Here is a 12,066-nt window from a genome sequence, read left to right on the forward strand (position 1 = left end):
CTCACAATTCAATCGGGAAAGGCGAAGGCTTAATCGACCACGACGTCCTGTTCAAGGCGAATATCGCCGGCGACCATGGTGAGGGTGAGAGCCTTGCCGCGCAATTTGGCCGGGTCTTTCAGGCCGTCGATCGGCAGATGGATATTCGCCGCATCGCCCGCCATCCGCGGCGCACGGAAGTAAGCAAAATCGCTGCCCTCGACAAAGACATCGAGCCCCCTGTCAAAGCCCTGACCTTCAAGATGCAGCGCCAAGGCCGGCTTGTCCGCCTCTTCCACCAGCGATGCCCGGGCGACACGGAAGCGCGCTCGGGCATCGACCTTCTCCGGCACGCGCGCGGCGAAGGCGGCGATCAGGCTCGCATCGGCGGGTACCGGAGCAGCCTGGAGGAGAGCTTCCTCAAGCTTAACCGGTATGCAAATGACCTCGCAGACGCCGAGAAACACATTCAGCCGGAGATCGACGGGCTCACCCCCATCCGCCGGCGTGACATCGAGTGGAAAAACAACACGGTCCTTGTATCCCACCGTCTCGCCGCTTTCATCGTTGAAGCGCGCCGGCGCCGGCCACAGAACGGTGAGGGATCTGACATTGCGGGAACCCGACCAGTCGAATTGCGGCGGGACGCCCGCGTCGCCCGGCATGCGCCAATAGGTTTTCCAGCCCTTGTCGAGGGCGATGTCGAGCGCCGCACGCCACACGCCGCCTTGCGTCTCGCCGCCAATGAGGCGGGCCCGGTAGCGCGTCTGCGCTCCCGCCCATGACGCCACCGAAAGGCCGGGCAGGCTCAAAGCGGCAAAAATGAACTGGCGTCTTCGCATGCTGTGCTCGATTTCATATTGGTCCTAGACCTGGCCTTTATCATGGCCAAATCAACTTCCAGTATAGGCCCATCAACTTAATGTCAGATTGACCGCTTTGCGCCGGGGCCAAATCGCATTAACCTAGGCCTGGAAGCAAAGGGTGGAGTTCCATGAAAAGGTCATCCTTTCTCGACGGCCAGATGCTGATCGCCATGCCGGGCATGAGCGACCCCCGCTTCGACAGATCGGTCATCTTCATGTGCGCCCATTCCGACAACGGCGCCATGGGCATCATCGTCAACAAGCGGGCGCCCATGATCTCCTTCAGCGAGCTTTTGGAGCGGCTCGACATCATGCCGCAGGAAAACCGCATCCGGCTGCCTGACGACGTGCAGACGATGCTGGTGCAGTTCGGCGGCCCGGTCGAGCCTGGGCGCGGCTTCGTGCTGCACACATCCGATTATTTCTCCGCCGACACGTCATTGCCCATCGACGAGCGCGTGGCGCTGACGGCGACGCTCGACATATTGCGCGCCATTGCCGGCGGCCAGGGGCCCAGGCGCTCACTGCTGGCGCTCGGCTACGCCGGCTGGGCACCGGGCCAGCTCGAGGATGAGATCCAGCGCAATGGCTGGCTGTCCTGCACCGCCGACGAGGAGCTCCTGTTCGGCAATGACCTCGACAGCAAATACCTGGCCGCACTGCACAAGATCGGCGTCGATCCGGCGATGCTGTCGTCGGAAGCCGGGCATGCGTGAGGATCTGAGTCAGCGCCTGCCCTTGGCCAGCCGCAGGCTGGCCGGACTTCTCCGAAGCAGGAGCATGGCCACCATGCCGACCAGCGGACCCGGCACCAGCATCAGGAACGCCCACTGCCAGGAGCCGATGGAGCCTGCAAACAAAGGAATGAGCCAGACCGCCAGGGCCGTCAAAGCGAAGCCGATGCCCAGCTGAGCCGACAGGGCGGTGCCGACAAATCTCTGGTCCGCCAGCTCCGAAACCGCGGCCGAGAACTGCGCCGAGTCGCCGACGATCGATATGCCCCAAACAAGGATCACCAGGACAAACAGCCAGGGGGGGCCGTCAAACGTAAGGCCCACCAGCAGCGCGCACAGGCCCGACACCGCCATCATTCCGGCCGTCGTCAGGGTGCGGCCAACAAGATCAGACAGGACGCCGCCAAGGATGCAGCCCAGCGCGCCAACGGCAATGGCCGCGAAAGTCACGAGGGAGGCGATCGTGGGAGACGGAAGCGCCTGGGCCGCGAAGCCATTCTTCACATAGATAAGGAGCCAGGCCCACATGGCATAGAGTTCCCACATATGGCCGAAATACCCGAGATTGGCGAGCAGCAGATCACGGTTGCGGAAGACGGGACCGATCTGGCGCGGGTCGAAAACGGCGCGGCCAAAGGGACAAGGCCCCTCCTGCGCGAACAAGGCAAAGAGGACGGCACCGGCGAGCGCCGAAAGTGACGAGGCCGCGACCACGACATGCCAGTCGATGGTATGCGCGAGGCCGCGGAACAGATGCGGCAAGGAGGAGCCCAGCGTCAGCGCGCCGATCACCACGCCGAGCGCCAATCCGCGATCGCGATCGAACCAGGTTGAAACCAGCTTGAGCGCCGGAGGATAGACGCCGGCCAGCGCAACACCCGTCATCACCCGCAGCGCAATGGCGCCGACAGGGCCGGGCTCGAGCAGCAGCAAGGCGTTGCTCAGCGCCGCGAGAGCCGCGCCGCTCGCCATCAACCAATTGAGCCGCGCAACGTCCGGGAGAATGACGAGACTTGCCGTCAGCGCGCCGCAGACGAAGCCGATCTGAACACCATTGGCAAGCCAGGAGACGGCATGGGGCGACAGCTGCCACTCGCGCTCCAGCTCCGGGATTACCGCAGCCGCCGAGAACCAGGTCGTCAGGGTGAGCACGATGGCAAGCGCGAGCAGCGCCAGGATGCGCCAGCGACGCGTGTCGAGCCGATGCTCCGCCTGCGGCATCGCTCACTTCTTCTTCAGGGGAACCGTATAGACGGTGGCCGTGCCCGAGAGGCAGATGTCGCCGGCCTCGTTGCGCACGCTCGTTTCGATCTTGCAGATCGGCTTGTCGGGGCGCACATCCTTGATTTCCACCCGGCCGGTAATCAGCTCATCGATGCCCACCGCCTTCACGAATTTCCATTCGACCGACAGGAAGACCGTGCCGGGCCCCGGCAGATCTTCCGCCACCAGCGCATTGAGGATGCCGGAAGTCACGCCTCCCTGCACGATCAGCTTTCCGAAGACCGACTGTTCCGCTAGGTCCCTGTCATAGTGCAATGGGTTATAGTCGCCGGTGATTTCCGAGAAGGCCACGATGTCCTTCATGGTGGTGCGCCGCGACCGCTCGGCGAAAGCACCCACGGCCGGGCGACCCTTGAGGACCCCTGCCCAGCCATCTGCCGTCTTTGCTTCGCTCATCGCTTTCCTCCTGTCAGTCAGTTGTTTTGCGGAATGCCGGCAGCGTCCGCCCGCCGAATCGTGTTGGCGACAGTTCCAGGCAATCGCCTATGGCGATGTTTTCAGCCGCATGGATGAAGCTCAACATGGTCGGGCTCTCTTCAAGCTCGACGAGGCCGACGATGTAAGGCGCTGCCGGCTCCCAGGCCGGATGGCCGGGCTTGTGGATGCGCGAATAGGACTTGAGCGTGCCGCGGCCGCTCGCTTCCACCCAGCCCAGGCGGCTGCTCCAGCACCGCGGGCACAGCGCACGCGGGTAGAACACATATGACCGGCAGTCGCCGCATCGCTGGATGATGAGCTTGCCCAGCGCCGCCGCCTGCCAGAACGGCGCCGTCACCGCCGTGATGGTCGGACCCGGCAGAGCAAGACCGTCAAGGTCGATCGTCATCATGCAGCTCCCAGCACGAGGGCGGTCGCCTCGCTCATGGTCGCGCCATTGCCGGTGGCGAGCGCATATCTTGGATTCCTGATCTGCCGCCCGTGGGCGCTGCCGCGCAGCTGACGCACCGCCTCGACGATGTGGGTCATCCCACCGGCGAGATCGGGCTGGCCGAAACCGAGCTGTCCGCCATGCGTGTTGACGGGCCTGTCTCCCGTGAAACCCAGATCGTGATCGCGCACCCACTGGCCAAACTGGCCCGGCGCGCAGAGACCGAGATCCTCGATCGTCGTCGCCACCATGATGGTGTAGCAGTCGTAGAGGGAAAGAAGGTCCATTTCCGCAGCCGGCAGTCCCGCCTGGTCGAGCGCACGCGCCATGGCGGGCTTGAGCGGCCCCGAGGTGAGCGACGGCGCCTGCGAGACGGCGCGATGCGTTACCTTCTCGCCGCCGCCCAGGACATATACCGGCTGTCCCCTCAGGCTCTTCGCACGGTCCGCCGATACAATCACGAGCGCATCGCCGCCCGCCACCGGCATCACGATCTCGAGGAGATGCAGGGGCGAGGCGATCATCGGCGAGGCGAGCACATCATCCAGCGTCGCGGGCCTGCCATGGAAGATCGCGTCCGGGTTGACCTGGGCATTGGCACGCGCCCATACCGCGATGCGCGCGAAATCCTCCGCCGTCGAGCCATAAATGGCCATGTGAGCCTGCATCAGGAGCGCATAGGAGACATTGGCGCCCGATGCGCCGAAAGGCACATCGAACTCCCTTATGGGATTGCGATTGGTCGAGCGCGCCGGCACGTCCTCGCGCGTATTGGCGAGCACGCAGAGCACCGCCTCGCACATGCCAGCCGCTACGGCGGCGGCCGCCCGCCACACCATTCCGGCACCCGAGGCGCCGCCCAGATCCACGACATTGGCCATCGTCGGCTTGAGGCCCAGATATTCGGCCACGGTCGCCGGCACATGCTGTGGCGTTTCGCCAACCTGCGGGCCGACCAGGAGGCCGTCGATGGCGCCGGGCTCCAGGCCCGCATCCATCACGGCGAGGCGCGACACTTCGGCGATCATGTCGAGCGTCGTTCGCCCGGATGTCCGGCGTTGCGGCTTCAATTCACCGATGCCGGCAATGGCTGCCTTGCGGCGCAGCGACCTCACAGCGCCTGCCCCGGATCGAGATTGCGATACTCATCGAGACAGTGCGCATTGGCGAGCGACCCCAGGTTCTTGACGATGCCGCCCTGCAGGACCGTGCGCGCGGCACCTTCCACCCGCTTGCCGTTCAACGTGTAGGGAATCTCGCGCACCACATGTATCCGGTGCGGAACATGACGGGGCGAAGCCTGATCGCGGATGCGGCCACGAATGGCGCTCGCCAGCTCGGGCGTCAGTATCAGGCCGTTCTTGAGCTTGAGGCACAGCACCACTTCCTCATCTCCGGCCACTGGCGTCCCGAACACCAGACAATCCTCAATGCCCGGCACGGTCTCGCAGGCGGCATAGATTTCCGCCGTGCCGATGCGAACGCCGCCGGGCTTGAGCGTCGTGTCGGAGCGCCCGTAGATGACGGCTGAGCCATGTATCGTCATCTCCGCCACATCACCATGGGTCCAGATCTCCGGGCGGGCGGCAAAATAGGTGGCGTGATAGCGCTCGCGGCCGCTCTTGCCCCAGAATGTAACCGGCATCGACGGAAAGGGCTCGGTGCAGACGAGATCGCCCTGCAGACCGATCACGGGCGCATTGCGCTCGTCGAGGACATTGACCGCAAGACCCAGCCCCTTCACGGTCAAGGCGCCGCGCCTGACGCAATGAAGCGGTGAGCCCAGCATGAAGCAACCGATGATCTCCGTGCCTCCCGATATGGAAGCGAAGATCATGTCCTTCTTGATGTTGTCATAGACCCAATCGAACTGAACGGGCGACACCGGCGCTCCCGCCGACAGGACGCTGCGCAGGGCAGAAAGATCGTGCTGGTCCTTCGGCCGATAGTCATCATCGGCAAGCGTCGCCAGATATTTGGGGCTGGTGCCGAAATGGGTGATGCCTGCTCTCTCGGCGAGCCTCCACAGCGGCGCCACATCCCGGCCCGTCGACGTCTTGAGCACAGGAGCCCCATCATAGAGGACGACGGCCGCCCCGCAGGCCAACCCCGAGATCAGCCAGTGATACATCATCCAGGCGGTGTTGGTGTACCAGGAGAGAACATCGCCCGGCCGCACATCGCCGTGCAGCATGTGCTCCTTCACGTGCTGCAGAAGCACGCCACCTGTCGAGTGGACGATCGCCTTGGGTGCGCCCGTGGTGCCCGACGTGTAGAGCACGTAGAGCGGATGCGAGAAAGCGACACGCTCGAAGACAAGCGGCAATTCCTCGCCAAGATCGCCCATGGCGACGCATTCGATTGCAGGAGCGAGCGCCAGCCGGGCTGTTTCACCGCACTGAACCACAAGGCGGAGCTTCGCCATGCCGGCGGCGACTGCACTTATCCGATCGGCGATATCGTGTTCCTTGCCGCCATAGCGATAGCGCGGCGAGACGAAGAGGGCCCTGGGCTCGATCTGGCCGAGCCGATCGAGGATGGCCGGTACACCGAAATCAGGCGAGCAGGACGACCAGATCGCGCCGATCGCGGCCGTCGCCAGGAGCGCCACCAGAGCATCGATCCGGTTGGCGAGGATACCGCCCACCGCATCGCCCTTGCCTATGCCCGCCGCGCGCAGGCCGTTCGCCGCACGTGCTGTTCGGGCTTTCAGATCACGGAGTGAGATTTCGACATAGCCACCCGTCTCATCCGCCGCGATGACGGCAACCCTCCGGTCGGGGCCTTTGAGGAGGTTTTCCGCGAGATTGAGGCTGGCCTCCGGAAAGAAGGCAGCTCCGGTCATGGGTGCCGCGACATCGGGAACGAACCACCGGTCGCCGGCTTCACCGAGGATGCCGGCAAAATCCCACAGGGCCTTCCAGAACGGCCCCTTCTCGCTGACCGACCAGCGATGCAGCGTATCATAGTCGTCCGCCGCAAAGCCGTTCTGCATGGCGAACCGGGCCATTGCGCTCGTCTCGAAAGCGTCCGGCCAGGGTCTCCATAAAATGTCCCGTTTCATCATCGACCTCAGGCCCGACCGGTCTGGCGCTCAGTGGAAATAGATGCCCCCGCACACATTCAGGGACTGGCCCGTGACAAAGGCCGATTCGTCAGACGTGAAGAAACGGACCGGTCCAACAATGTCTTCAGGATTTCCCAAGCGTTTCAGCGCCGCGACATTTTCCCAGTGACGGATGGCTTCCTCGCTGCCGAGATTGTTCTTGCCCATCTCGGTCAGGATGATGCCGGGGCAGATGGCGTTCACGGTGATGCCGTCCATGCCCACTTCCTGGGCGAGCACCCGGGTCAATGTGATGACCGTCGCCTTCGTCGCGGCATAGTGACCCTGTGTCGCGACACCCTGCCGCCCGGCGATGGAGGCGATATTGATGATGCGTCCGGATTTCCGCGCGCGCATCTGCGGCAGCACCGCCTGACAGGCCAGAAGCACACCCCTGGCATTCACATCGAAATGGCGATCCCAGCTATCGACCGTCAGATCCTGAAGCGGCGACGGGACAAGGATGCCCGCATTATTGACGAGGATGTCGATCCGTCCCGCCTCGCGCAACACCGCATCGACGGCCCGTTGCACACTCTCCGGGTCGCTGACATCCATCGGCTGAAGGTAGGCGCGCCTGCCCGCCGCCTCGATGTCCTGTGCGACCTCCGCCAGCAAGGCCGACTGGGACGGCAGATCCACGATGGCGACGTCGCAGCCTGCCTCGGCCAGGCCGGCCGCAATCGCGCGGCCAATGCCGCGGCTCGCACCGGTGACCAGCGCCACTTTCATCGATTCGCCTGCCATTGCCTTCTCCTCACGTCCGCTTGACGGCCAGGCTGCTCATCGCCGCCATGGTCTCATCGAAAGACACGAGCTTGCCGACCGAGCCCAGTCCCATCGCGACTTTCGCGGCGACCGCATTGGCAAACCGCGCCGCGAAGTTCAGATCCCAGCCCTTGATGATCCCGGTGATGATGCCGGCGGTAAAGCTGTCGCCGCATCCGGTCGTATCCGACACCCGGATGTCGAAGGCCGGGACATGGAAGTCCTCACCGTTCTCCGGTGAAACGAATACGCCGTCCGCCGCCAAAGTGATGACGCAGTTCCTTACGCCCTGGCTCTTGAAGAAGCGCGCGACGGCATCCGGCTCGTCAACTCCCGCCATTTCACGGGCCTCGTCGATGCTGGGCACGAAGTAGTCGATATAGGGAAGACAGGGTGTCACGAGAGCGATCGTCTCGGGGTTGGCCTGGATGAGATCAAAGGTCGTGATGCGGTCACGCGCCTTCGCCTCCTTAAGAAGACGAACCGTCGGCTCGCCGTCAAAGGCCTTGAGGAGACCGGTGCCGCCCATATGAACGACCCGGGCGTCGAGGGCGGCATCCAGATCGGCCGGAGCGAGCGTGAAGGCCGCAGCTGTGCCCGGTACGTGCAGCGCCGGGCGCTCGCCATTCGGGCGCACGGGCAGGATGGTCGAAGAGGTCGGGATGCCTTCGGCGCGGCGAACCAGCGCGCAGTCGACGCCGAATTTCTCCATCTTGGCAACCATGAAGTCGCCCATGTCGTCCTCGCCGACCGTGGTGACGGCGCGGGTTCTCAGGCCCAGTATCGCGCAATCGACAGCGGTCCCGCCGGCGGTGCCGGCGACGGTCATGGTGATTTCCTCGATGAAGTCGGCGCGCCCGCCCGGCGGAATGCGGCTCACCGGGCGACCGAGGATATCAAGCACGTAAAAGCCGATCGAACTCACATCGAAGGTCATCGTCATCTCCGCAGATGGTCAATTCAGGTGGCGGCGCAGGCCGAAGCTTACGGCCAGCACAAGGAAGACCAGCACGCCGACGCCGACCTGCTGCCAGTAAAAGTTCCAGCCGATGAGGAGCAGGCCGTTCTTCACCACCGCGAGCAGAACGACACCCAGCAAGGTGCCGAGGACGGAGGGCCGGCGCTCGCGGCTGAGCGTCGTGCCGATGAAGGTCGCGCCGATCGCATCAAGCAGGAAAGCATTGCCGGAGAGCGGCACATAGGACTTGACCGTGGCCGACAGGATGATGCCGGTTATCCCGGCGAGGAAGGCACAGGCGACATAGACCCAGGAAATGTGCTTGCTGACGCGGATGCCGGAATACCACGCCACGCCCGGCTGGATGCCGAGCGCCAGGACATAGCGTCCGAACACCGAGCGATGCAGCGCCACATAGACGGCGGCGATGCCCAGGACAAGGATGACGACCGGTGTCGGAATGCCCGCGAGCGATGTGCGGGCAATGAGGTTGAACTGCTCGGCGGGATAGCCCGATGTCATATAGATCGGCAGTCCGCCGCCGGTCGACAGCTGCTGGGTGCTCTGGCCGATGAAGAGGACGCCGAGGGTGGCCAGGAAGGGGCTGATCCTGAGCCGCGTCACCAGGATGCTGTTGAGCACCCCGACGGCAAGAGCCGCAGCCAGGCCGATGACGACACCGGCCGGCCCGGCAAAGCCCGCTGCCAGCAGCATCACGAAGACCATGCTGGCCATATCGACGGCGACGCCGACCGAGAGATCGATGCCGCCCGACGATACGACCAGCGTCATGCCAAGCGCCACGATCGCCAGCATCACGATGTTGTTCACGAGGACGTTGTAGAGGTTTGCGAATGTCAGGAAGGTCGGCGTTGACAGCGAGAAGAAGGTGACGACCGCGAGAAAGGCGATTATCACGCTGTAGCTTGCGGCCAAGCCTGCGAGACGTGAAATCGTGTCGGGTCGGATCAGGGACTTCTCCATCATCACGCCTCCTGGCCGCGGGCAAAGGATGTCGCGGCCACGACAAGAAGAATGAGGGCGCCCTGTACGCCATTGACCCAGTAACTCGACACATTGAGCAGCTGGAAGCCGTTGGACAGAAAGCCGATGAACAGGACGCTGAGCAGCGTTCCGCCGACCGTCGGCACGAAACGCCGGGAGAACACGGTGCCGAGAAGGGCGGCGGCGAGGATCGACAGCAGCATCTCGTTGGAACCCGGCGTGCTGGCACTGAGGCGCGAGACGGTGAGCACGCTGGCAATCGCCGCACAAAGACCGGCAAAGACATAAGTGAGCGACACATAGCGCCGCACGCCCAGGCCCGCGGCACGCGCGGCTTCGGGATGCCCGCCGACGGCGTATAGCCGCAAGCCGACGCCCGTATAGTGGATCGCGACCGCCATGAGTCCCGAGAACAGGATCAGGAACCAGGCCAGGACAGAGACATCAAGGAAACGGCCGGTCATGAGGAATGCCAGGAGCGGCGAAGATGCCGGTACCACCGTGTTTTCGGTGAGCGTCAGCTCCGCGCCGCCGGCGATGTTCATGACGGCGAGAGTCGCCAGAAGTGGCAGGATGCCGAGCCCCACGACCGCCAGGGCGTTGACGGCTCCGACAACAGCACCAACCAGCAGCACCGCGGCGACCGAAACCAGATCGGAATATCCCGCCTGCAGCAGGCTCGCATAGGCGGCGGCGCACAGGCCCATATTCGCCGCCATCGAAAGATCGATGCCGCCTTCGGTTATGTTCGAGCCGCCGCCAATGATGACGATCGCCATGCCGAAAGCCAGCACGCCCAGAATTGCGGATTGCTCGACGACATTGAAGATGTTGAAGGGTGAGGTGAAACCCGGTGCAAACAGGATGAAATAGACGATCACCGCGACAAAGGCCCCAAAAGCGCCAGCGCGCACGGCAAAGGTCGCGATTCCCCGGCCGGCGAGGCCCTTTGGCCCGGACGCGGAAGCCGATGCCATCGTCATGCGGCCTCCATTTCGGATGGCCGGGACGCGCCGGAGGATGCGGCGAGCAGGAGATCGCTGTCGAGCCTGGCTCCCGAGAACTCACCGGTGAGCGCGCCGCGATAGACCACGAGCACCCGGTCGCACATGCCAGTGAGCTCCAGGAGATCGGAGGAGAGCATCAATATGGCTGCGCCCCGTTCAGCCAGACGGTTCAGCAGACCATAGATCTCGACCTTGGCCGCTATATCCACCGCGACCGTCGGCTCATCGAGCACATAAATACGCGACTGGCAGCTCAACCACTTGGCAATCGACACTTTCTGCTGGTTGCCACCCGACAGCTGGCGCACCAGGACGTCCTTGCCGGGCGTCTTGATCGTCAACTCCCGGATGAGCGCGTCCACTTGCCGCCCCTCTTCCGCCCTCTTGATGAGGCCCTTGCTGCTGTAGCGGCCAAGGCTTGCGAGGCTGACATTCTCGCGGACCGAGAGGTCGAGCGCGATGCCGTGGGCACGCCGGTCTTCCGGCAGAAGCGCCAGCCCGGCGGCCACCGCATCATAGGGACCGGATGGGTGTACGGACCTGCCCTCGACGGCGATCGTCCCCTTGTCGGCGGTCTGAAGGCCGAACAGGCAGTTGACGATCTCCTTGGCGCCCGACCCCAGAAGCCCGGTGATGCCGACAATCTCACCCTGGCGGATGGTGAAGCTGATATCCTCGAACCGGCCGGCAAGACCCAACTGCGAGACATCGAGGACCGGCGCGCCGATCGCAGCCTTGCGCTTGGGGAACATGGCGCCAACATCGCGCGCGATCATCATCGCAATGATCTTGTCGATGGAGGTCTCGGCGGGGCGGACAGTTCCGACATCGGCACCGTTGCGCATCACGGTCACGACGTCGCACAGCTGGTCGATCTCCTGCATGTAGTGCGAGATAAAGATGATCGCGATGCCGTCGGCCTTCAGGCGGCGCAGAACGGCGAACAGACTGTCAACCTCGGTTTTGACCAGCGATGCCGTGGGCTCATCGAGCACCAGCACCGCTGTCTTCTGCGCCAATGCCCGGGTGATCTGCACGATTTTCTGCTGGGCCGTCGTCAGGTCCTTGATCAGCGCCCCGGCCGGAAGTTCGATGCCGAAATATCTTTTCAGGAGTTCATTGGCCGCTGCCGCCATGCGTCGGCGGCTGATGAAGGCCCCGAAACCGATCTCATGGCGTAGAAAGACAGCCTCACCTACCGTGGCGGTGGGAACCAGAAGCCGATCCTGGTGAATGAAATGTATCCCCAGCCTTTCAACCGACGCCGGCGTCAACCGGCCGACCGGACGACCGCCGATCTCGATCGATCCCGCATCCGGCGCAATGATGCCGGCCAGCACCTTGATGATCGTAGACTTGCCGGCGCCATTCTGACCGACAAGTCCATGAATGGTTCCGGGCATGACTTCGAGACTGGCGTCCACCAGCGCCTTGACAGGGCCGAATGCCTTGCAAATGCCCTTCATGCGCAAAGACGGTGTCGTCATGGGC

The 12,066-nt window shown here is 63.9% G+C and carries 12 protein-coding genes; 1 reads left to right on the forward strand and 11 read right to left on the reverse strand.

The genetic code is table 11. The annotated features are described in order from the left end of the window. Positions 1-29: 29 nt before the first annotated feature. Positions 30-821 carry a protein-disulfide reductase DsbD domain-containing protein gene (locus DT068_RS11250; RefSeq protein ID WP_119389933.1) on the reverse strand — a complete coding sequence of 264 codons (792 nt, stop codon included), beginning with the start codon at positions 819-821 and terminating at the stop codon, positions 30-32. Between the two features lie 152 nt (positions 822-973). Between DT068_RS11250 and DT068_RS11255 the strand changes: the two genes are divergently transcribed. Further along, positions 974-1,561: a YqgE/AlgH family protein gene (locus DT068_RS11255; protein WP_119389934.1), complete on the forward strand. Its 588-nt coding sequence runs from the start codon at positions 974-976 to the stop codon at positions 1,559-1,561. A 9-nt stretch (positions 1,562-1,570) separates the two neighbouring features. On the opposite strand, the gene DT068_RS11260 is transcribed toward DT068_RS11255, so the two are convergent. From DT068_RS11260 to DT068_RS11305, 10 genes are all read right to left on the reverse strand, one after another. Next, positions 1,571-2,800, reverse strand: a complete 1,230-nt coding sequence (locus DT068_RS11260) for an MFS transporter (protein ID WP_119389935.1) — start codon at positions 2,798-2,800, stop codon at positions 1,571-1,573. Between the two features lie 3 nt (positions 2,801-2,803). Continuing rightward, positions 2,804-3,259: a MaoC family dehydratase gene (locus tag DT068_RS11265; protein WP_119389936.1), complete on the reverse strand. Its 456-nt coding sequence runs from the start codon at positions 3,257-3,259 to the stop codon at positions 2,804-2,806. 13 nt (positions 3,260-3,272) lie between these two features. Next, entirely contained in the window at positions 3,273-3,692 is a 420-nt protein-coding gene (locus DT068_RS11270; protein WP_368904668.1) for a Zn-ribbon domain-containing OB-fold protein, read from the reverse strand. Then, positions 3,689-4,846 (reverse strand): thiolase family protein, encoded by a 1,158-nt coding sequence (locus DT068_RS11275; protein WP_119389937.1) that lies wholly within the window; start codon positions 4,844-4,846, stop codon positions 3,689-3,691. Before DT068_RS11275 ends, DT068_RS11270 begins: the two co-directional genes overlap by 4 nt. Beyond that, on the reverse strand, positions 4,843-6,741 hold the full coding sequence (locus DT068_RS11280; protein ID WP_438816426.1) for an acetoacetate--CoA ligase: 1,899 nt from the start codon (positions 6,739-6,741) through the stop codon (positions 4,843-4,845). The genes DT068_RS11275 and DT068_RS11280 overlap by 4 nt, the downstream gene beginning before the upstream one ends. A gap of 84 nt (positions 6,742-6,825) precedes the next feature. Next, positions 6,826-7,584, reverse strand: a complete 759-nt coding sequence (locus DT068_RS11285; protein ID WP_119389939.1) for an SDR family NAD(P)-dependent oxidoreductase — start codon at positions 7,582-7,584, stop codon at positions 6,826-6,828. 10 nt (positions 7,585-7,594) lie between these two features. Beyond that, positions 7,595-8,542 carry a carbohydrate kinase family protein gene (locus tag DT068_RS11290; protein WP_119389940.1) on the reverse strand — a complete coding sequence of 316 codons (948 nt, stop codon included), beginning with the start codon at positions 8,540-8,542 and terminating at the stop codon, positions 7,595-7,597. Positions 8,543-8,560: 18 nt separating this feature from the next. Beyond that, the gene (locus tag DT068_RS11295) at positions 8,561-9,550 is read right to left on the reverse strand and encodes an ABC transporter permease (RefSeq protein ID WP_368904669.1); all 990 of its coding nucleotides are present in this window, start codon (positions 9,548-9,550) and stop codon (positions 8,561-8,563) included. Then, positions 9,550-10,551, reverse strand: coding sequence for an ABC transporter permease (locus DT068_RS11300; RefSeq protein ID WP_119389942.1), 1,002 nt, complete (start codon positions 10,549-10,551; stop codon positions 9,550-9,552). The genes DT068_RS11295 and DT068_RS11300 overlap by 1 nt, the downstream gene beginning before the upstream one ends. Next, positions 10,548-12,062: a sugar ABC transporter ATP-binding protein gene (locus DT068_RS11305; RefSeq protein WP_119389943.1), complete on the reverse strand. Its 1,515-nt coding sequence runs from the start codon at positions 12,060-12,062 to the stop codon at positions 10,548-10,550. Before DT068_RS11305 ends, DT068_RS11300 begins: the two co-directional genes overlap by 4 nt. Positions 12,063-12,066 lie beyond the last annotated feature (4 nt).

It is taken from the genome of Taklimakanibacter lacteus (genome assembly GCA_003576695.1).
In the GTDB taxonomy this organism is placed as follows: domain Bacteria; phylum Pseudomonadota; class Alphaproteobacteria; order Rhizobiales; family Aestuariivirgaceae; genus Taklimakanibacter; species Taklimakanibacter lacteus.

Bases quoted from the DNA above. Each gene is read 5' to 3' on its own strand.
- DT068_RS11250 (WP_119389933.1), bottom strand. From the start codon at position 821: ATGCGAAGACGCCAGTTCATTTTTGCCGCTTTGAGCCTGCCCGGCCTT.
- DT068_RS11255 (WP_119389934.1), top strand. From the start codon at position 974: ATGAAAAGGTCATCCTTTCTCGACGGCCAGATGCTGATCGCCATGCCG.
- DT068_RS11260 (WP_119389935.1), bottom strand. From the start codon at position 2,800: ATGCCGCAGGCGGAGCATCGGCTCGACACGCGTCGCTGGCGCATCCTG.
- DT068_RS11265 (WP_119389936.1), bottom strand. From the start codon at position 3,259: ATGAGCGAAGCAAAGACGGCAGATGGCTGGGCAGGGGTCCTCAAGGGT.
- DT068_RS11270 (WP_368904668.1), bottom strand. From the start codon at position 3,692: ATGATGACGATCGACCTTGACGGTCTTGCTCTGCCGGGTCCGACCATC.
- DT068_RS11280 (WP_438816426.1), bottom strand. From the start codon at position 6,741: ATGGCCCGGTTCGCCATGCAGAACGGCTTTGCGGCGGACGACTATGAT.
- DT068_RS11285 (WP_119389939.1), bottom strand. From the start codon at position 7,584: ATGGCAGGCGAATCGATGAAAGTGGCGCTGGTCACCGGTGCGAGCCGC.
- DT068_RS11290 (WP_119389940.1), bottom strand. From the start codon at position 8,542: ATGACCTTCGATGTGAGTTCGATCGGCTTTTACGTGCTTGATATCCTC.
- DT068_RS11295 (WP_368904669.1), bottom strand. From the start codon at position 9,550: ATGATGGAGAAGTCCCTGATCCGACCCGACACGATTTCACGTCTCGCA.
- DT068_RS11300 (WP_119389942.1), bottom strand. From the start codon at position 10,551: ATGACGATGGCATCGGCTTCCGCGTCCGGGCCAAAGGGCCTCGCCGGC.
- DT068_RS11305 (WP_119389943.1), bottom strand. From the start codon at position 12,062: ATGACGACACCGTCTTTGCGCATGAAGGGCATTTGCAAGGCATTCGGC.